Annotated in this window: 16 protein-coding genes and 1 other RNA gene; 7 read left to right on the top strand and 10 right to left on the bottom strand. The window is 62.7% G+C overall.

Features of this window, described 5'->3' with window-relative positions:
- Positions 1-7 precede the first annotated feature (7 nt).
- On the top strand, positions 8-1,135 hold the full coding sequence (locus AC0L2V_RS11360; RefSeq protein WP_473520104.1) for a cystathionine gamma-lyase: 1,128 nt from the start codon (positions 8-10) through the stop codon (positions 1,133-1,135).
- A 9-nt stretch (positions 1,136-1,144) separates the two neighbouring features.
- Here the strand turns inward: AC0L2V_RS11360 and AC0L2V_RS11355 are convergent, their stop codons facing one another.
- From AC0L2V_RS11355 to AC0L2V_RS11325, 7 genes are all read right to left on the bottom strand, one after another.
- A complete protein-coding gene (locus AC0L2V_RS11355; RefSeq protein WP_473520103.1) occupies positions 1,145-1,447 on the bottom strand; it encodes a type II toxin-antitoxin system RelE/ParE family toxin in 303 nt (100 codons plus the stop codon).
- Positions 1,444-1,719: a type II toxin-antitoxin system ParD family antitoxin gene (locus AC0L2V_RS11350; protein ID WP_123151966.1), complete on the bottom strand. Its 276-nt coding sequence runs from the start codon at positions 1,717-1,719 to the stop codon at positions 1,444-1,446. The genes AC0L2V_RS11355 and AC0L2V_RS11350 overlap by 4 nt, the downstream gene beginning before the upstream one ends.
- A 306-nt stretch (positions 1,720-2,025) precedes the next feature.
- Positions 2,026-2,423: RNase P RNA component class A (rnpB, locus tag AC0L2V_RS11345), an RNA gene on the bottom strand.
- A 69-nt stretch (positions 2,424-2,492) separates the two neighbouring features.
- On the bottom strand, positions 2,493-3,266 hold the full coding sequence (locus AC0L2V_RS11340) for a lytic transglycosylase domain-containing protein (protein ID WP_473520102.1): 774 nt from the start codon (positions 3,264-3,266) through the stop codon (positions 2,493-2,495).
- 183 nt (positions 3,267-3,449) lie between these two features.
- On the bottom strand, positions 3,450-4,211 hold the full coding sequence (locus AC0L2V_RS11335; protein ID WP_473520101.1) for an N-acetylmuramoyl-L-alanine amidase: 762 nt from the start codon (positions 4,209-4,211) through the stop codon (positions 3,450-3,452).
- Entirely contained in the window at positions 4,208-4,927 is a 720-nt protein-coding gene (locus AC0L2V_RS11330) for a J domain-containing protein (RefSeq protein WP_023798724.1), read from the bottom strand. The genes AC0L2V_RS11335 and AC0L2V_RS11330 overlap by 4 nt, the downstream gene beginning before the upstream one ends.
- A 329-nt stretch (positions 4,928-5,256) precedes the next feature.
- Positions 5,257-5,457, bottom strand: coding sequence for a hypothetical protein (locus AC0L2V_RS11325; RefSeq protein WP_023798723.1), 201 nt, complete (start codon positions 5,455-5,457; stop codon positions 5,257-5,259).
- 200 nt (positions 5,458-5,657) lie between these two features.
- Between AC0L2V_RS11325 and AC0L2V_RS11320 the strand changes: the two genes are divergently transcribed.
- The 3 genes from AC0L2V_RS11320 (at position 5,658) to AC0L2V_RS11310 (ending at position 11,748) form a co-directional block, all read left to right on the top strand.
- Complete coding sequence (locus AC0L2V_RS11320; RefSeq protein WP_473520100.1) at positions 5,658-9,608, top strand: hydantoinase B/oxoprolinase family protein; 3,951 nt, start codon at positions 5,658-5,660, stop codon at positions 9,606-9,608.
- A gap of 209 nt (positions 9,609-9,817) precedes the next feature.
- Entirely contained in the window at positions 9,818-11,065 is a 1,248-nt protein-coding gene (locus AC0L2V_RS11315; protein ID WP_473520099.1) for a BtaA family protein, read from the top strand.
- Positions 11,062-11,748: a class I SAM-dependent methyltransferase gene (locus AC0L2V_RS11310; protein ID WP_473520098.1), complete on the top strand. Its 687-nt coding sequence runs from the start codon at positions 11,062-11,064 to the stop codon at positions 11,746-11,748. Before AC0L2V_RS11315 ends, AC0L2V_RS11310 begins: the two co-directional genes overlap by 4 nt.
- Positions 11,749-12,087: 339 nt before the next feature.
- On the opposite strand, the gene AC0L2V_RS11305 is transcribed toward AC0L2V_RS11310, so the two are convergent.
- Positions 12,088-13,467: a serine hydrolase domain-containing protein gene (locus AC0L2V_RS11305; protein WP_473520097.1), complete on the bottom strand. Its 1,380-nt coding sequence runs from the start codon at positions 13,465-13,467 to the stop codon at positions 12,088-12,090.
- A 334-nt stretch (positions 13,468-13,801) separates the two neighbouring features.
- On the opposite strand from AC0L2V_RS11305, the gene AC0L2V_RS11300 reads away from it, so the two are divergent.
- Both AC0L2V_RS11300 and AC0L2V_RS11295 read left to right on the top strand, forming a co-directional pair.
- Positions 13,802-14,593, top strand: coding sequence for a glycoside hydrolase family 25 protein (locus AC0L2V_RS11300; RefSeq protein ID WP_473509155.1), 792 nt, complete (start codon positions 13,802-13,804; stop codon positions 14,591-14,593).
- 80 nt (positions 14,594-14,673) lie between these two features.
- Entirely contained in the window at positions 14,674-15,849 is a 1,176-nt protein-coding gene (locus AC0L2V_RS11295) for a lytic murein transglycosylase (protein ID WP_473509156.1), read from the top strand.
- Positions 15,850-16,046: 197 nt separating this feature from the next.
- Here the strand turns inward: AC0L2V_RS11295 and AC0L2V_RS11290 are convergent, their stop codons facing one another.
- A complete protein-coding gene (locus AC0L2V_RS11290) occupies positions 16,047-16,940 on the bottom strand; it encodes a LysR family transcriptional regulator (protein WP_473509158.1) in 894 nt (297 codons plus the stop codon).
- A 131-nt stretch (positions 16,941-17,071) separates the two neighbouring features.
- Here AC0L2V_RS11290 and AC0L2V_RS11285 point away from each other — a divergent pair, with 131 nt between their 5' ends.
- On the top strand, positions 17,072-17,803 hold the full coding sequence (locus AC0L2V_RS11285) for an SDR family oxidoreductase (RefSeq protein WP_473520096.1): 732 nt from the start codon (positions 17,072-17,074) through the stop codon (positions 17,801-17,803).
- A 160-nt stretch (positions 17,804-17,963) separates the two neighbouring features.
- Here AC0L2V_RS11285 and AC0L2V_RS11280 read toward each other — a convergent pair whose 3' ends face one another.
- Positions 17,964-19,184 (bottom strand): alanine racemase, encoded by a 1,221-nt coding sequence (locus AC0L2V_RS11280; RefSeq protein ID WP_077383117.1) that lies wholly within the window; start codon positions 19,182-19,184, stop codon positions 17,964-17,966.
- Between the last annotated feature and the right edge of the window lie 14 nt (positions 19,185-19,198).

Below are 19,198 nucleotides of genomic sequence, written 5' to 3'. Positions count from 1 at the left end.
AAAATACATGTCCGAAACAGCCAAGTCGCGCGCGGCCACCCTCGCCCATTTGCGTGGCGTCAAGCTCGCCAAGGGCGATCCGGTCTCGCTGCCGCTGACAATGACGACCACTTTCCATCTGCCCGGCAATCCGGCCGGCGTCAGCCAGTACGGGCGCTACGACAATCCGACGTGGGAAGCGGTGGAAGACATGCTCGGCCACCTCGAGGACGCGCCGTCCGTAGCGTTCCCGTCGGGCATGGCCGCGATCGCTGCGGTCTTCTTCGCGCTGCTCAAGGCCGGCGATCGCATCCTGTTGCCGTCCGATGGTTACTACACGCCGCGCCTGCTTGCCGAGCGCTTCCTCAAACCTTTCGACCTCCCGTTCGACACACGACCGACCAAGTCCTTTGTGGACGGCGGTTTTTCCGGCTACCGGCTGGTGTTCGTCGAGACCCCATCCAATCCTGGGCTGGACATTTGCGACCTGGCCGGCGTGGCGCGCCTTGCGCACGAGGCCGGCGCGCTGGTCGTCGCCGACAACACCACGATGACGCCTTATGGTCAGCGCCCGCTCGACCTCGGCGCCGATATTGTCGTTGCCGCTGACACCAAGGCGCCCAATGGCCATTCCGATGCGCTGTTCGGCCATGTCGCCAGCCGTGACGCCGGGATCATCACCGCCATCCGCGAGTGGCGCAAACTGTCGGGCTCGATCCCCGGACCATTCGAAGCCTGGCTGGTCCATCGAGGCCTCGAGACGCTGGAAGTCCGCTTCGAGCGCATGTGCAAATCGGCCGAACTGATCGCACGACGCCTGACAAATCATCGGGCCGTGAAATCCGTCCGCTTTCCTGGACTGGAGGATGATCCTTCACACAATCTGGCGACCACCCAGATGGAGCGTTTCGGCTTCCTTGTCGGCCTCGACCTGGGGAGTGAAGCCAGGGCCGAAGCGTTCATCGGCGCCTGCGCCCTGATCCAACCGGCGACCTCCTTCGGCGGTGTCCACTCTTCGGCCGAGCGGCGCGCCCGCTGGGGTGATGCGGTGCCGCCCGGCTTTGTTCGCCTGTCGGTCGGCTGCGAGCCGGTGGAAGCGCTTTGGCAGGCGATCGATGCGTCGCTGGCCCGGGGGCTAGACAGCGTCGACGGTTGAGCGAACCGATCACGGAGCCAGATCGTCGGCTTCGATATTGCGCCGGCCATGCAGCACACGCAGGATCTCGACTGCATCCTCGCCGACACGGTACAAGGTGAGGTATTCGCCGACGACCAGATGGCGGATGCCGGGCGCAATGTCTTCGCGCGGCGCACCCGAGAAAGGATAAATCGTCAGTTGCTGCCAGCGCGCTTCGATCCGGTCGAGCAGCCGGTCCGCTGCAGCCTCGTCGCCTCGCGCGATATGAAGCCAGATCGCGATCAAATCCTCTTCTGCATGTGCAGTTCGGATGATGGGCAGCAAATTCATGCCGCGTTGTCGGATTTCAATCGTCTACGCGCTTCGGCCTTGATTTCATCGATCGACGCAAATCGTCCCGGTCCGCTGTCGATCCCCTCCTGCACCAGCTTGCGCAACTCCTCGACCGTATAGCCATGCAAGTCACGGCGGTCCTTCCATTGCCTGAGTGCGTCGCGGATCACCTCGCTCGCCGAAGCATATTCGCCGGCGGCAACCACATCGTCGACCGCCGCCGCCAATTCCGGCGAAAGCGTGATGCTGCGCTTGTCGACCTGACCCATGGTGCGCTCCTGATACTGCCCGTACTAATGCATGTCGCGCAAAAGTGTGCAGCGGTTCTGCGATAACGACATGCATAGACAACAACCCAAAGCGCGTCGCGAGAGGACGGTCGAACGCGACGCGCTTTAGGAAAGTACGATTTAATCGCACCAGTTTCAAGAAACGCTTGCTCCATGCACAGCCCAGTAAAAGCTGATTCAGTCAATGAAGCGCCTGAACCAGCAAGCGCGCCCGAAGACGCAACCTGCTGATATCAGGGAGTTTCCCCCCAAGAATCTGGACGAAAACGTAGAATCTGGACGAAAATTGCCAGCTGGCCTGTAAGCCGGGTTCTGTATGGCCCTCGCCCCTTGCGGCGCGAGAACGTGGCGGCCATTCATCTTGGGCGCATGTTGCCATGCGCCTCACGCAACCTACCCGGGCGGTGAGCCGGAAACAGCCCTCGAGGGTTTCCCCTCGCACCGCCCCTATTCGGTCTTGCTCCCGGTGGGGTTTACCGTGCCGCTCCTGTTGCCAGTCGCGCGGTGGGCTCTTACCCCACCCTTTCACCCTTACCACGACGGATCGTGGCGGTTTGCTTTCTGTGGCACTTTCCCTAGGGTCGCCCCCGCCGGCCATTAACCGGCACCGTGTCTCCATGGAGCCCGGACTTTCCTCACCCGCAGCCTTTCGGCTTCGCGGGTGCGGCCGCCCGGCCAGCTGGCAAGGCGTATAAAGGGATTCACATTCGAAAACGCAAACAAAAAAGCAGGTCCCAGTCTATTACGATCTATTACGCCGGCGCTCCAAGCGCGGCCAGCTGCACTTTGACCTTGCCGCAATAGGCCGCGGAAATCGGGTTCATCCGCTTGGCGCCATGGCCGGCATTGTACTTCAGGATCGTGCCGCAGGTCGTGCCGTCGCCGAGGTTGCGCGCCATGGCGAGGTATTTCATGCCGTATTTGATGTTGGTCTCGGGATCGTGGAGACCCTTGATCGAGCCGCTGTAACCCATCATCCGCGCCGTCGACGGCTTGATCTGCATCAGGCCGATCTCACCGGCGCGGCCGACCTGGTTCGGCTGAAACCTGCTCTCGATCATGATGACGGCCTTGGCGAGCGAGACCGGCACACCATTGCTGGCCGCATGACGCTCGATGATCGTCGAATACTGGCCGCTATCGCCAGCGGCCGCCGGCTTCGGCGCCGCCGCCCGGCTTTGCCGGCCGATCGACGCCGTCTTCGCCTGGTCGATGCGGGTCCTGTTGCGCTTCACATGCCGCTTGGAGACTGCCTTCTTTGCAACGACTGCCTTCTTTGCAGAAACCTTTTCCGCCTTTGCGGATGCTGGCTGTTTCGCTTTCACCGCAGCAACTTTTTTCGCCTTTGCGGAGACTGTCCTTTTTTCTCCGGCATCTTGCCCGGCTTTCGGCGTGGCAGTCTTGGCGGACGCGGTCATGAAACCCTGGTCGGCCCGCTGGCTCAAAGGCGCGCCATTGGCCGCGCCGATGGCAAAAGTCATTACGCCGGCAGCAACAGCTGCCGTTAAAACGGTCAATTTCTGCATGGGATCCTGTTCTGTTTGAACCGCGCGAAGAACTTCACGCAGCTACGCCAATCAACGTCGGAACATTTGGGAGGCTGTAGGTCCGACGACTTGCACGGATCGCCTTTGACGGTCGAATTGGCGGCAAAAAAGGCGGGGCAAGTCACTTTAAATGACAGGCTGTAACTTACAGCCAGGAAAAGACTACTTGGACGGAACTGCCCTCACCGAGCCAAGCAGCCGTTTCAGCGTGCGAATTGTCGATCCGTCGGCCACGCCATCCACTTTGCGTTGCCGGAAATGCCTCTGGAAAGCCTCGACCACGATTTCGGTTTGCCGATCGAAAGCGCCTGATATCTCCACGCCATAACCGTAGAGCGCCAGCATCGACTGCAACGCCTCGACCTCGGCAGACGCGTCGCCGGCCTTCAGCACCGCGCCGCGCCTGACGGGTGCCGCTTCGACAAGATGGCCGACACCGGCCTCGAACAGGGCCTTCCAGGGGAATCTCTCGCCCGGGTCGATCTTGCGTCCCGGCGCCACGTCGGAATGGGCGAGCACCCGTTGAGCCGGGATGGAATGGCGCTGAACAATCCTCTTGCACAGGCCGATCAGGGCATCGATCTGCCGTTTCGGAAAATTCCGGTAGCCCAGCGAATGTCCCGGATTGACGATCTCGATGCCGACCGAACAGGAGTTGATGTCGCTACGTCCGAACCAGGAACTCTTGCCGGCATGCCAGGCACGGTCGCTTTCCCTGACCATCTGGACGATGCGGCCGTCCTCGTGGACGAGGTAGTGCGACGAAACCTCGCTGGCTGGATCGCACAGCCATGCTTCGGCGCCGGCGCCGGTCTCCATGCCGGTGTAGTGCAGCACGATCATGTCGACTGTCTCGCGTCGTGGACCGAAATTCGGCGATACCCTGACCTCGGCGCTCGGCTCGTCGGGCAGGAAGCCGCTCATGCGTGCCGCAGGCCCCGTTCGATCATCTCATAGGCCGCGTTGATCGCCGCTATCCTGCTGGTTGCGATCTTGATGAATTCCTGCGGCAGGCCGCGTGCGATCAGCCGGTCGGGATGGTTGTCCGAAACCAGCTTGCGGTAACGCTTCCTGACCTCCTCGAAGGTTTTTCCGCGCTCGATGCCGAGCACGACATAGGGATCGGCCGCACCCAGATCGACATGCCGGGCCAGAATGCTCTGGTAATGCGCCTCCTCGATCCGGAAGATCTCGGCGATGCGATGCAGGAACTGACCTTCGCGCTCGTGGACCAGCCCGTCGGCCTTGGCGATATGGAACAGCCCGTCGAGAATGTCCTCCAGCATCGCGCAGTTCGAATGGCCGGAGCCGCAAAGCTGCGCCATGCGCGCGGCATAGGTCTCGAAGCCGGCGATGTCGCGCTTGGCCAGATCGTAGAGCCGCGCCACATTGCGCGTCTGCTCCTTCGGCACTTCGAATATCTGCTGGAAGGCGCGCACCTCGTCCTGGGTGACGATGCCGTCGGCCTTGGCCATCTTGGCCGACAGCGCGATCATCGCCACCGAGAAGGCGACGCGCCGGCGCAGGTCGGGGTCGCCGGAGAAAACCGTGCGCACAGCCTCGACCACGTCGGCGACGCCGGACGAGGTTGAGGACGAAACGCGGGTGATGAAGTCGCCGAGGCGATCCCAAATCGACATGGGCACCTATTAGGGCTAACTGGCCGCCGCTATCAAGCCCACCGCTATCAAGCTGAAGACAATGCCGCAGGGCCGCCCCAGCCGATTTCGCGCCCTTCTGAGCAGGCGGCCTCCCTGAGCAGCTGGCGCAACCGTCGATCATGGAAATTGGCAGGCAGCAACGGCCATGGCGCGCGAAACTGCAAGCCTTCGTCACCTCGCCATTTCGGCCCCTTCTGCTGGGCCAAAAAGTGACAGGCGAAACCGAGCTTGCGGCGGCGGCCCGCAAGAAGACTGTCCTGAAGTCAGAAGGCCGGCAGGATGCCGGCCTTCCGTTCACCACATAAGAATTACTGCGCCGGCGCAGATGGCTGTGCCGGAGCCGGCTCGGCCGGCTTGGTCGCGTCGGGAGCCGGCTGCATCGGCTGTTCGTTCGCCGGCGGATTGGTGCTCTGCGTGGTGGTAGCGTCCCCGCCCGTGCCGCTGTCGCTGCAAGCCGCAACGCCAAGCAGGGCAAGCGCCGAAACCGACGCAAGAATGAGTTTCTTCATGACATCTCTCCTCTAATCACGCCCCCGCTACCGGTGACGATCGAGGACAGAATGCACCGAATGCCCCATGGGTTTCATAACGTTGCATTTCCGTATGTAACATCATCTGCTTTTGCGTTGCCGGCGAAGCCATGGCGAATTAACACCAGACCATGGCGAATTAGCACATTTGAATCAATAAAATGCCCGGGAGAGCTGCCGTGACCGCCAAATGGGATTTCTGGATCGACCGCGGCGGCACCTTCACCGATGTCATCGGCCGGGACCCGCAAGGCGGGCTGCACCCGCGCAAGCTGCTATCCGAAAATCCCGAAGCCTATGCCGACGCCGCCATCCAGGGCATTCGCGATCTGCTCGGGCTAAAATCCGGCGCGCCGATCCCATCCGGCCTGATCGGCGACATCAAGATGGGCACCACCGTTGCCACCAACGCGCTTCTGGAGCGCAAGGGCGACCGTGTGCTGCTGCTCATCACCAGGGGATTTCGCGACGCGCTGAGGATCGCCTATCAGGCGCGGCCCGATATCTTCGCCAAGCAGATCATCCTTCCCGAACAGCTCAACGAGCGCGTCATCGAGGTCGACGAGCGCGTGCGCGCCGACGGCCGCGTCGAAAGGCTGCTCGACATCGCCGCCATGCGCCCGGCCATCGAACAAGCCAGGGCCGACGGCATCGACGCGGTGGCGATCGTGTTCATGCATGCCTGGAAATATCCCGACCACGAAAAGGCGGTTGCAAAAGTCTGCAGGAAACTGGGGTTTTCGCAGGTCTCGGTCAGTCATGAGGTCTCGCCGCTCATCAAGCTGGTCGGCCGCGGCGACACGACCGTGGTCGACGCTTATTTGTCGCCGATTCTGTCGCGCTATGTGCAGGGGGTGGCAGAAGAGCTGGGCGTCCTCTCCCCCCTCGAGGGGGGTGAGGAGCGGTCGGCCAAAGGCCGAGAAAAAGCCAACGATTTGGCTTTTTCAGCGACGAACGCCCGGAGCCATAGCGAAGGGCAGGCTGCGCAGCAGCCACAGAGTGTCATCTCAGAAGGCACCGCCAGAGCGTCGAACCCAGTCGAGCCGACCCCACCCGGCGGCTTCGCCGCCACCCTCCCCTCAAGGGGGAGGGAATCCCCTCGCCTGATGTTCATGATGTCGTCCGGCGGCCTTACCGCCGCCGATATGCTCCAGGGCAAGGACGCGTTGCTGTCCGGTCCGGCCGGCGGCGTCGTCGGCATGGTCGAGACAGCAAAGCTCGCCGGTTTCGACAAGGTCATCGGCTTCGACATGGGCGGCACCTCAACCGACGTCGCTCATTATGACGGCGACTACGAGCGCGCCTTCGACACCGAGGTTGCCGGTGTGCGCATCCGCGCCCCAATGATGCGCATTCACACCGTCGCCGCCGGCGGCGGCTCCATCCTGCACTACGAGGCCGGCCGTTTTCGCGCCGGGCCGGATTCGGCCGGCGCCAATCCCGGCCCGGCCGCCTACCGGCGCGGCGGACCGCTGGCCGTCACCGACGCCAATGTCATGCTGGGCAAGCTGCAGCCCGACTTCTTCCCGGCCATTTTTGGACCCGGCCAGGACGAGCCGCTCGACGTGCAAACCGTGCGCGAGAAGTTCGCCGCACTCGCCGCCGAAATCGGCGACGGCCGCACGCCGGAGGCGGTCGCCGAAGGGTTCGTCACCATCGCCGTCGAAAACATGGCCAACGCCATCAAGAAGATTTCCGTGCAGCGCGGCTACGACGTCACCGAATATCTCCTGAACTGTTTTGGCGGCGCCGGCGGCCAGCACGCCTGCCTCGTAGCCGACGCACTCGGCATGGAGGCGGTGCTGATCCATCCCTTCTCCGGTCTGCTGTCGGCCTATGGCATTGGATTGTCCTCGATTTTTTCGTCGCGCCAGCAGGCGCTGCTGAAACCGCTGGCGGAAGTATCCAGGCCGGCAATCGACGAGCTCATCGCGACGCTGCGCAAAGCCGTCATCGACGAACTTGCCGCGCAAGGCATTGCCGAGGACGCCGTCGCCTCGAAACCGGTGCTGCAGATCCGCTACGACGGCACCGACACTGCGCTGCCGGTGAATTTCGAGCGCGGCTCGATCGCACGCGCCAAGGCGGATTTCGAAGCCGCCCACAAGGCGCAGTTCGGCTTCGTCTATGGCGACAAGCCGATGATCGTGGAATCGGTCGGCGTCGAAGGTATCGACAGCGGCGCCGCCGGCCGCGAGGAAAGTGATTCAATCCTTGAGGACATCGCCGCAAGCCCTTCGGAAAATCGGCAAATCTTCATCGACGGCACCTGGCGAGACGCCGGCATTTTCCGGCGCGAGGCGCTCAAACCGGGGCACAAGCTAGGCGGCCCGGCCCTGGTCATCGAACCGAACCAGACCATCGTCGTCGAGCCGGGCTGGCAGGCCGAAATCACCGCCAAAAACCACGTGCTCCTGCGTCGCATCGAGAAAAAGCGCCGGCTGGCGGCGCTCGGCACCGAGGCCGATCCGGTCATGCTGGAGGTGTTCAACAACCTGTTCATGTCGATCGCCGAACAGATGGGCGTGACGCTGCAAAACACCGCCTATTCGGTCAACATCAAGGAACGGCTGGATTTCTCCTGTGCCGTCTTCGACCGCAATGGCGCGCTGGTCGCCAATGCGCCGCACATGCCGGTGCATCTCGGCTCCATGGACCGTTCGGTGGAAACCATCATCCGGCTCAACTCCGGCGACATTCACCCCGGCGACGTCTTCGCACTGAATGCGCCTTATAATGGCGGCACGCATCTGCCTGACATTACGGTGGTGACACCGGTCTTCTCCCTCCCCCTCGAGGGGAGGGTGGCGGCGAAGCCGCCGGGTGGGGTCGGCTCAGACGGCACCACAAGAACGTCGAGCACTGCCGCAGCGACCCCCTCCGCCGCCTTCGGCGGCACCTCCCCCTCAAGGGGGGAGGAGATCCTCTTCTACGTCGCCTCGCGCGGCCATCATGCCGATATCGGCGGCACCGCGCCCGGCTCGATGACGCCGCTCGCCACCACCGTCGACGAGGAAGGCGTGCTGTTCGACAATTTCCGCATCGTCGATCGCGGCCGGTTCCGCGAGAAGGAGCTGGAGACGCTGCTCACCGACCACCCCTACCCGGCACGCAACCCGCACCAGAACATCGCCGACCTCAAGGCGCAGATTGCCGCCAATGAAAAGGGCGTGGCCGAGTTGCGCGAGATGGTCGGGCATTTCGGCCTTGGCGTGGTCGAGGCCTATATGGGCCATGTCCAGGACAATGCCGCCGAAAGCGTGCGCCGCGTGCTGGAGCGGCTGCCCGACAGCTCCGTATACGAGTATCCGACCGACACCGGCCAAATCATCAAGGTGAAGATATCGGTCGACCGGCAAAAGCGTGAGGCGACCGTCGACTTCACTGGCACATCGCCGGTCATGAAGAACAACTTCAACGCCCCCGAGCCGGTCGCCCGCGCAGCCGTGCTCTATGTGTTCCGCGTCATGGTCGAGGACATGATCCCGATGAATGCCGGGTGTCTGAGACCGATCAACATCATCATTCCCGAAGGTTGCATGCTGAAGCCGACCTACCCGGCCGCGGTCGTCGCCGGCAATGTCGAGACCTCGCAGCATGTCACCAATGCGCTGTTCGGCGCCATGGGCGCGATGGCCAATGCGCAAGGCACGATGAACAATCTCACCTTCGGCAACAAGCAGTACCAGTATTACGAGACGATCTGCTCCGGCTCGCCGGCAGGCCGGATGAACAGCGGTCGCGGCTTTGCCGGCACCTCCGGCGTCCACACCCACATGACCAATTCGCGCCTGACCGACCCGGAAGTGCTGGAGTTGCGGTTCCCCGTCCTGCTCGAGGATTTCCACATCCGCGAAGGCTCCGGCGGCAAAGGCAAATGGAGTGCCGGCGACGGCACCGAGCGCACCATCCGTTTCCTCGAAAAGATGGAATGCGCGATCCTGTCCTCACATCGCAATCGCCCGCCGCAAGGCCTGGACGGCGGCGGCGATGGTGAGGTCGGCTCGACCAAGGTTCGCCGCAAGGATGGCCGCATCGAAGTCCTGAAGGCTTGCGACCAGACGGTGCTCGAGGCCGGTGAAGCCGTCATCGTGACGACGCCGACGCCGGGCGGATTTGGCCGCCCCTAAGGGGGCATCCAGAATTCGCTCCGGCGAGTCAGGTGGGGTGGTTTTCGAGAACCGAAGCGGAGCGGACATTTGGTCCGTGAGCATCGGAAGCGCAGAAAACCGCGTCAGATGACCGCCGGAGTAGAATTATCGATGCCCCCGACTGTCACCGGCCTGTCATCCACCTGCGCTACCCGCTTGCGCCAGAGCAAACGGGGAATCGCCTTGTCATGACGGATGTTTCCGGAGAACTGGTTTTTCGCCGCGGCAAGCAAGTTGGCAAGGCCGTCTACCAGAACCGCCCGCTGTCGAAGGCCGGCCTCTCCGAGCGGCTCTTCGCCTTGCTGTTTTCCGGCCTCGTCTATCCACAAATCTGGGAAGACCCCGACGTCGACATGGAGGCGATGCAGCTTGGCCAGGGCCACCGCGTCGTCACCATCGCCTCGGGCGGCTGCAACATCCTTGCCTATCTCACCCGGTCACCCGAAAGGGTCGACGCCGTCGATCTCAACGCCGCCCATATCGCGCTGAACCGCATGAAGCTCGAAGCGGTGCGCCATCTGCCGTCGCAGGGCGACCTGTTCCGTTTCTTCGGCGCTGCCGAGACCCGTCACAATTCGCAAGCCTACGACCGTTTCATCGCGCCGCATCTCGACCCGGTCAGCCGCCATTACTGGGAACATCGCAACTGGCGCCGGCGTCGCCGCATCGCCGTCTTCGACCGCAATTTCTACCAGACCGGGCTGCTCGGCCTGTTCATTGCCATGGGCCATCGCACCGCCAAATTCTTCGGCGTCGATCCGGCCGGCATCATGGAAGCCAAAAGCATGGCCGACCAGCGCCGCTTCTTCGACGAGGAACTGGCGCCGGTCTTCGAAAAACCGCTGCTGAAATGGGCAACATCGCGAAAAGCCTCGCTGTTCGGCCTCGGCATTCCGCCGGCGCAGTACGATTCGCTGATCACCTCGGGCGACGGCACCATGGCCAGCGTGCTGAAGGCCCGGCTGGAAAAGCTCGCCTGCGATTTTCCGCTGGAGAACAACTATTTCGCCTGGCAGGCTTTTGCCCGCCGCTATCCCAATCCCGGCGAGGCGGCGCTGCCTGCCTATCTCGAAAAACGCAACTACCAGGCGATCCGCAACAATGTCGACCGCGTCGCCATCCACCATGCCAATCTGATCGAATTCCTTGCCGGCAAGGATGCCGGTTCGGTCGACCGTTTCGTCCTGCTCGACGCGCAGGACTGGATGACCGACGACCAGCTCAATGCGCTGTGGGCTGAGATCACCCGCACCGCGTCGACCGATGCTCGCGTCATCTTCCGCACCGCGGCCGAACCCAGCCTGTTGCCCGGCCGGGTCTCGAAGTCGCTGCTCGACCAGTGGAGCTATGCGGACCAGGCCTCGCGCGAATTCTCGGCCCGCGACCGTTCGGCGATCTATGGCGGCTTCCACCTTTATGTGAAGCAAGCCGCATGAGCGCGACCGAACCGCCGGCCACGCACGGCGAACCGCCGGCCAGGCATGCCGAACTGATGGACGGCGTCTACCGCTGGCAGCGGCACATCTACGACCTCACCCGCAAATATTACCTGCTCGGTCGCGACCGGTTGATATCAGGGCTGGATGTGCCGGGCGGCGGCACCGTCCTCGAACTCGGCTGCGGCACCGGCCGCAACATCGTCCTCGCCGCCCACCTTTATCCCGACGCCCGTTTCTTCGGTCTCGATATTTCAGCCGAAATGCTGGAAACGGCCACTGCTGCCATTGCCCGCGAAGGTCTTTCCGGCCACGTCAAGCTGGCGCGCGGCGACGCCACCGATTTCGACGCGAAGGCGCTATTTTCCGTCGAAAGCTTTGACCGCATTTTTGTCTCGTATTCGCTGTCGATGATCCCCAGCTGGGAGAAGACGATTTGCGCGGCACTTGCAGCCCTGTCACCCGGCGGTTCGCTGCACGTCGTCGATTTCGGCCAGCAGGAAGCCCTGCCCCGCTGGTTCCGCATGCTGCTGCGCGGCTGGCTGAGAAAATTCCACGTCGAGCCGCGCGAGGCCCTGCGGGACGTCCTGCAATCGGAATCTGCAAAGATCGGCGCAACCCTTCGGTTTAGAACGCTTTATCGCGGTTACGCCTGGCTGGCTGTGATCAAGATCGCCGTCTAGCTCCTCAGCACGGAGGATTTGGCTTTTGACTGACGGGCGCTGACGACCGGCCTGCAGCTGGCAGCTTCGCTGACGGCGCCTGCACATCAACGTTGGACGTTAGCGAAAGCCGCAATCACGGCCAATCTCCCCCCTTGTGGGGGAGATGTCCGGCAGGACAGAGGGGGGCGCCTCGCTCCGCGATCGAAGGTTCTGCACCTCAGCAGCGCTCCAAGGTCACGGAATCCCAAGATCGGTCGCGTCGCTTCGCTCCTCGCCCGACGAGCGGGCGCGTGTTGATCGTGCAAGGCCTTTGGCGACGGCTGCATAGACGCTGCGGCGAGCGACCGCCGCATTCCTCTAATCCAGCGCCTTCACCAGTGCTGCCAGCATGGTCTGCGGCCGGTAGCCGAGCTTGGCCGGCGTCAGGCCGAGCCGCACCACTACAAGCTGCTCCGACGGGATGATGGAGACCGTCTGCCCGTCATGGCCTTCCATCCAATAGCTGTCCCTAGGCAGACCCGCAGCGATGCCGGCGCCGGGGCTCTCTTCGTCGCCCGGACCCTCGATCCACACCTGGCCGCTGCCATAGACTTTCGAGCCGGGTGCGGCTTCCCGCATCCAGGCGACGAAGCCGGCAGGCAGGACCTCCTGGCCGTTCCAGACACCATCCTGCAGCAGGAACTGGCCGAAGCGCGCCCAGTCGCGGGCGGTGGCGTAGAGATAGGACGAGCCGACGAAGGTGCCATGCTCGTCGGCCTCCAGCACAGCGCTCTGCATGCCGAGCGGGTCGAACAGCGAAACCCTCGGCCACGCCAGCGCCTTGTCCTTATCGCCGATCGCATCCTGCCAGAGCCGCGACAGCATCACTGCCGTGCCGCTCGAATAGGAAAATACCTTGCCCACCTCGCCGGTCAGCGGCTTGGATCCGGCAAAGCCCGCCATATCAGGCTCGAGATAGAGCATCCGCGTCACGTCGGTGACGTCGCCATAATCCTCGTTGAACTCCAGCCCGCTCGACATCGCCATCATGTCGGCGAGACTGATGGCGGCGCGGCCGTCCGCTTTCCAGGGTCCGAACAGGCCCTGGTTGGTCATCACCATCTTGCCGTCCTTCACCACCGTGCCGACGATCGCGGCATTGACCGTCTTGGTCATCGACCAGCCAAGCAGCGGCGTCTTTTCGGTAAAACCTGCACCATAACGCTCGGCGACGATGCGGCCGTTCTTGACCACCACCACAGCCCGCATACCGGCGCCGGTCATTGCAGGATCGTCGAGGATTTTCACGATTTCGGGGTTTTGCGAGGCATCAACTCTGTCGCCCTCCGGCCAGAGCACGTCGAGCGGCGGCGCCGGTGTCAGCGGCGCCCCGGCGACTGCTTTGGCCCTGGCGCTGTCGCCATCCGGAACCGAAGCACAGCCGAGCCCGTCGCGAACGACGGCGACGCTCTTGCCGAACACGCCGAACAGCCCGGCCGAAACCGTCCCCTGCTCCCAGTCGACCGACACCCGCATCAGCCTGAGCAGCGGGTGGCCCGGCGCCTGCACGTCGACGGCGAGCACCTGATCGGCATCGCGTCCGGCGATAAAGACATTCGAGCAGACGATCTTGGCCGTATAGCCCGAGCCGACGCGGATCAGTTCCGGCGGCGCCAGATACAGCCAGGCAGCGAGTGCTGCGACCGCCAGCACGGCCAGCCCGAGCAGCCATTTCACCAGCCTCAGAACAGTCTGCATTCTTCCGACTCTCCCCGGACGCTCATCCATGCCATTGATTTGCCGCCATTGCTTCGGCAAAATCGCGGTTCTGGTCGAGCGCTGTCAACGGAATATCAACCATGATCGGCGATCACTGATGCATGTCGCCCAAAAGCATGCCCCCGGGCCCGAACCGGGGGTGCGCAGCGGTTTTGGGATAACGACATGCCATAAAAAAGATCAAGGCGCGCCGAAGCGGCGCGCTTTGGGATAGGAGAGCGGTCCTGTGGGGCGATCGCTTGGGGGCACGGTCGAGGGACCACCTGCAGCAACAACCCATCAGCGGCCGGCTGAAACCGGTTCAGGAGTAGCGATGCGCCGTTTCGCGGCTTTCATTATGCTGACGCTGCTGGGCGCCTGCTCGACCGTCGCCGATCTTGCGCCTCCCTCATCGGGCGCGCCGAGCGTTGCGGTGCGCGCACCCCGTTTTGACGACTCCGACCCGCATGAGTGGGACAGCGGCGCGCCGTGGAGCTATGCCGTTCATGGCACCGACGTCTCCAAATACCAGACCTCGGTCGATTGGCCGGCGGCCAGGGCCAGCGGCATTTCCTTCGTTTTCGTCAAGGCGACGGAAGGTGGCGATCGCTTCGACGCGTATTTCAACGAGCATTGGAGCCGCACGAAAGCCGCCGGAATTCCGCGCGCCGCCTATCATTTCTACTATTTTTGCACGCCGGCCGCGACGCAGGCGCGCTGGTTCATCCAGAACGTGCCCAGAGACCGCTCGGCAATGCCGCCGGTTCTCGACATGGAATGGAACCCGCAATCGCCGACCTGCAAGCTGCGTCCCAATGCGGCCACGGTGCGCAGCGAGATGAGCACTTTCCTCGAAATCGTCGAAAAGCACTATGGCAAGAAGCCGATCATCTACACCTCGATCGATTTCTTCGACGACAACGGCCTGTCGGCCTTCCGCGGCTATCCCTACTGGCTGCGTTCGGTGGCCGGCCATCCGCGCAAAAGATACGGCAGCCACCCGTTCACCTTCTGGCAGTACACCGGAACCGGTATTGTGCCGGGCATCTCAGGCAAGGCCGATATCAACGTGTTCAACGGCTCGGAAGCCACCTGGAACAAATGGCTGCGGCAGAACACCCGTTGACAGCGGGCCTGCAGCCTGCTTTTCGACACAGCCAATGAAGGACGCCTGCAACCGCCGGTAATCTTCTCGGGAGGATGGCGATGCGATTGCGCTTGGAAATTCTCGCGGCGCTGTTTCTGGCCGCCACGGCGCCGGCGGTGGCACAGCAATGTGGTGGCGATTTCCAGGCATGGAAGCAGGGCGTTGTGGCCGAGGCGAAGAATGCCGGCGTCGGCACTGCCGGACTCGAGGCGCTGGAAACCGCCGCTCTCGATGGAAAGGTGCTGGCGCGAGATCGCGCTCAAGGCGTCTTTACCCAGACCTTCATCGAGTTTTCGAACCGCATGATATCGGCCTATCGGCTGAAGCAGGGCGCCGTCATCTTAAAGGAATATGCCGACGTGTTTGCCCGCGCCGATCGCGAATTCGGCGTTCAGGCCCCGGTCATTGCCGCCTTCTGGGCGCTGGAAACCGATTTCGGCGCCGTGCAGGGCGATTTCCAAACGCTGAACGCGTTGGTCACGCTCTCTCACGACTGTCGTCGCCCGCAGCTCTTCCGGCCCCAGATCGTGCCATTGTTGACGCTGATCGATCGCGGCGTGGTCCCGGCCGACGTCACCGGCGCCTGGGCGGGCGAAATCGGCCAGACGCAGATGCTGCCTTCCGACTATCTCGGCCGAGGCGTCGACGGCGACGGCGATGAAGTGATCGACCTGCGCGGCAGCGCGCCTGATGTGATCATGACCACGGCCAACAAGATCACGTCGCGCGGCTGGAAACGCGACCAGCCCTGGATCGAGGAAGTCCGCGTGCCCGACGACTTGCCCTGGGACCAGACCGGCCGCACCAACAAGCTGCCGCTAACGCAATGGGCTCAGTGGGGTGTCACCAACCCGAACGGCACGCCGCTTGTCGACAACGGCCTGAAGGCAGGCCTCGCGCTGCCTATGGGCCGCAAGGGGCCGGCCTTCCTGGTCTACGACAATTTCGACGTCTACCTCGAATGGAACCAGTCCTTCACCTATGCACTGACTGCGGCAAATCTCGCCGCGCGGCTGGCAGGTGCGCCGCAATTCGACCCGCGCAATCCCGAACCCGGCCTCAACGGCGACCAGATGAGGGCATTGCAGACAAAGCTCGAGGCCAGAGGCTATGACGTGGGAACGGTCGACGGCATCTTGGGCACCAACACCCGCGAAGCGATCCGCAAGGAGCAGATGCGGCTAGGCCTGCCGGTCGACGGCTGGCCGACACCGGAGCTTTTGGCGAAGCTGTAGCAGGTTAGTGAATAGTGGTGAGTAGTGAATGGTGAATGGTGAATGGTGGTGAGTGGAACTAGGTACTGACTACTGACTACTGACTACTGACTACTGACTACTGACTACTGACTACTGACTACTGACTACTGACTTATTCACTATTCACTATTCACTATTCACTATTCACTATTCACTATTCACCATTCACAAATCCGTCATCGCCTGGCAAGCAGAAAGTCGATAAACACTCGCAAGGCCGGCGGAACCTGCCTGGAGCTTGTATGATATAGGTAAAAGCCCGGAAATCTCGGCGACCAGGCTTCGAGAAAACGGATGAGCTTGCCGGTTTCGATCCACGGCCGAACCTGGTAATCCAGCATGTAAGCCACGCCGATCCCATCCAGGGCCGCCCTGATCATCAGTTCCGTGTCGTTGACCGTCAGACCGCCGTTCACGGCTATTTCGAAAGCGCGCTGGCCTCGCGCGAACTCCCATCGATAGATGTTGCCGCCACCGGGCCACTGGAAATTGATGCATTGGTGATGGTGCAGATCGGCGGGATGACGGGGCATGGGGTGATCCTCGAGATAGCTGGGCGCCGCCACCGCAGCCATCTCCAGTTCGTCGCTGAGTTTCACCGCCACCATGTCCTTATGCAGCCGCTCACCAAGCCTGATTCCGGCATCGAATCGTCCCTCGACAATGTCAGTCAGTGTGTCGTCGACGATGATGGTGAGGGCAATATCGGGATAGGCCCGGCGGAAATCGCCGAGGATGGGCACGATGAAACGCATGGCGGCGATGCGTGGAACGTTGATGCGCAACGAGCCTGCCGGTCGATCGCGCGATGCATGCGCGTCGGCGACAGCCCCTTCGAGTTCACTGAATGCCGGAGCGAGGCGGGCAAACAGCGTTTCGCCTGCAGTGGTCGGCGACACGCTGCGTGTCGTGCGGTTGAGCAGCCGGACACCGACACGCTCCTCCAGCCCGCGTATCGTCTGGCTAAGCGCCGGCGGCGAAATCCTGAGCCTGGCCGCGGCGCGGACAAAGCTGCCTTCCTCGACGATCGTCGCGAACGCCTTCAGCTCGGAAAACTCGGTCCCTCGCATTATGTATCTCAGACTTAACAAGGCTGTTCGATAATAGATTATTATCTGAGCAATAGCATGCCCCTAACTTCGACATGGAACCGACGCTCGATTTGGAGCGGCCGTAGCCAGACGAGAAAAGGACAGCAGCTATGTATCATTCGCTTGATGGCAAAACCGCGCTCGTGACCGGCAGTTCGCGCGGCATCGGCCGCGCCATCGCCGAGGGGCTAGCGGCAAACGGCGCGGCCGTGGTCGTCAATTATGTCGGTAACGAGAAAGCCGCCCAGGAAGCCGTTGCCGCCATCCGCGAGAATGGCGGCAACGCCGTCGCCATTCGGGCCGATATCTCCATTGTTTCCGACATTCGCCGGCTGTTCGATGAAACCGAGAAGCAGATGGGCGCGATTGACATCGTCGTCGCCAATGTCGGCGTCGCCGTCATAAAGCCGTTCGTCGAGGCCACCGAAGCCGACTTCGACCACGTCTTCGGCGCCAATGCCAAAGGCACCTTCTTCACGCTTCAGGAAGCGGCGCGGCGCGTGCGCGACGGTGGCCGCATCATCGCGGTTTCCACCGGTGGAACCAAGATGTTCTTCACCCAGACCGCTCTTTATCTCGGCAGCAAAGGAGCCGTCGAGCAGTTCGTCCGCGTCCTCTCGCGCGAACTCGGACCGCGCTCCGTCACCGTGAATGCGCTTTCGCCGGGCTTTACCGACACCGACCTGCTTCCGCAGCGGGACCGGGCCGTGGCTGCCGGCATGTCGCCCTTCGGCAGGATCGGAGCGCCGCGCGATGTTGCCGACGTCGCGGTTTTCCTCGCCTCCGACGAGGCCCGCTGGCTGACCGGCGAGAACATCCAGGCCGGCGGCGGTGTTGCTTAGTGGGTAGTGAATAGTGAGTAGTGAGTAGTGAGTAGTGAATGGTGAATGGTTAATGGTGAATGGAATTAGATATTCATTACTGATTACTGATTACTGACTACTGACTACTGACTACCGAATACTGACTATTCACTATTCACCATTCACCATTCACCATTCACTAATCCGCCATCGTCTCCAGGCTGGCAAACCCCTGCGGCGCGTCACCTTCATCGAACGGCGTCGTCACCTCGACGAAAGTGTCGGGATAGAAGCCGTTGAACCGTGTCCTCAGCGACAGCGAATAGGCGCCGATATGGCCGATCTCGATCCAATCGCCGGTATCGACCGTTTCCGGCAGCCAGAACGGCCGCGACAGGATGTCGACGGAATCGCAGGTTGCGCCGCAGACCTTGAACGGCACGATGGTCTTCTCCTCGCCGTTGCGCGAACGGATCGCCGGGTCTGGAATGAAGCGCGCCGGCAGCGTGATCTTGCCGGTCCATGAATCCGACAGCGACGCCCAGATACCGTCATTGATGTAGAGCCGCTTGCCCTTGCGCAGCAGCACACGCACGATCAGCGACAGGCAGCGCGCCACGATCACCCGGCCCGGCTCCGCCACCAGCGGCATCTGGTCGAACTGGTATTCCTTGAGGTCGCCCGACAGCCGCGACATGATCTGGCCGAGCGACGGCATCTCGATCTGCTTGCGGTTGGGATCATGGCCGTATTCGGCGGGAAAACCACCGCCGACGTCGAGGCCGGCAATGTCGAAGCTGACGCGGTTGCGCACCCAGTCGGCCGAGGCCAGCGCGCGCTCATAGGTGTCGGGATCCTCGATCTGACTGCCGACATGAAAGCACAGGCCGACCTTGTAGCCGGTCCGGTTCAGCCGTTCGGCCAGATCGACCGCATTGGCCGGTCCGGCGCCAAACTTCTTCGACAGTTCGTAGGCGGCCGATCCTTTCGTCTGGATGCGCACGAACACGGTGATCGCACCCGGATCGATATCGAGCGCCCGCACCACGCGGGTCAGCTTGGTGATCTCGTCCTCGTGGTCGAGCGAGATGACCCGGATGCCATATTTCTCCAGCGCCAGCTTGATGTCCGACTGTGCCTTGACTGGATGCATGTAGAGCATCTCGGCGTCCGGCGAGACTGCGCGCACGGCGGCGAACTCACCGGGCGAGGCCACGTCGAAAGCGCCGACGCCGGCCTCGACCAGCGCCTTCAGCACGATCTGCTCGCCGTTGGTCTTGACCGCATAGGCGGTCTTGCCGGGAAACATGCCCATGAACTGCCTGGCGTCCGCCTTCAGCACCTGCGGGCGGAAGCAATAGATCGGATCGTCCGGGCGAAGCGCCAGCGCCGCTTCGCGCGCATTTTCGAATTGCTGCATGGACGAATCCCTTG

The organism is Mesorhizobium sp. WSM4814 (assembly GCF_055811595.1).
Note: the sequence above shows the minus strand (reverse complement) of the source record. Positions and strands in the feature narration are given on the sequence as shown.

Bases quoted from the DNA above. Each gene is read 5' to 3' on its own strand.
- AC0L2V_RS11360 (WP_473520104.1), top strand. From the start codon at position 8: ATGTCCGAAACAGCCAAGTCGCGCGCGGCCACCCTCGCCCATTTGCGT.
- AC0L2V_RS11355 (WP_473520103.1), bottom strand. From the start codon at position 1,447: ATGAATTTGCTGCCCATCATCCGAACTGCACATGCAGAAGAGGATTTG.
- AC0L2V_RS11350 (WP_123151966.1), bottom strand. From the start codon at position 1,719: ATGGGTCAGGTCGACAAGCGCAGCATCACGCTTTCGCCGGAATTGGCG.
- AC0L2V_RS11340 (WP_473520102.1), bottom strand. From the start codon at position 3,266: ATGCAGAAATTGACCGTTTTAACGGCAGCTGTTGCTGCCGGCGTAATG.
- AC0L2V_RS11335 (WP_473520101.1), bottom strand. From the start codon at position 4,211: ATGAGCGGCTTCCTGCCCGACGAGCCGAGCGCCGAGGTCAGGGTATCG.
- AC0L2V_RS11330 (WP_023798724.1), bottom strand. From the start codon at position 4,927: ATGTCGATTTGGGATCGCCTCGGCGACTTCATCACCCGCGTTTCGTCC.
- AC0L2V_RS11325 (WP_023798723.1), bottom strand. From the start codon at position 5,457: ATGAAGAAACTCATTCTTGCGTCGGTTTCGGCGCTTGCCCTGCTTGGC.
- AC0L2V_RS11315 (WP_473520099.1), top strand. From the start codon at position 9,818: ATGACGGATGTTTCCGGAGAACTGGTTTTTCGCCGCGGCAAGCAAGTT.
- AC0L2V_RS11310 (WP_473520098.1), top strand. From the start codon at position 11,062: ATGAGCGCGACCGAACCGCCGGCCACGCACGGCGAACCGCCGGCCAGG.
- AC0L2V_RS11305 (WP_473520097.1), bottom strand. From the start codon at position 13,467: ATGCAGACTGTTCTGAGGCTGGTGAAATGGCTGCTCGGGCTGGCCGTG.
- AC0L2V_RS11300 (WP_473509155.1), top strand. From the start codon at position 13,802: ATGCGCCGTTTCGCGGCTTTCATTATGCTGACGCTGCTGGGCGCCTGC.
- AC0L2V_RS11295 (WP_473509156.1), top strand. From the start codon at position 14,674: ATGCGATTGCGCTTGGAAATTCTCGCGGCGCTGTTTCTGGCCGCCACG.
- AC0L2V_RS11290 (WP_473509158.1), bottom strand. From the start codon at position 16,940: ATGCGAGGGACCGAGTTTTCCGAGCTGAAGGCGTTCGCGACGATCGTC.
- AC0L2V_RS11285 (WP_473520096.1), top strand. From the start codon at position 17,072: ATGTATCATTCGCTTGATGGCAAAACCGCGCTCGTGACCGGCAGTTCG.
- AC0L2V_RS11280 (WP_077383117.1), bottom strand. From the start codon at position 19,184: ATGCAGCAATTCGAAAATGCGCGCGAAGCGGCGCTGGCGCTTCGCCCG.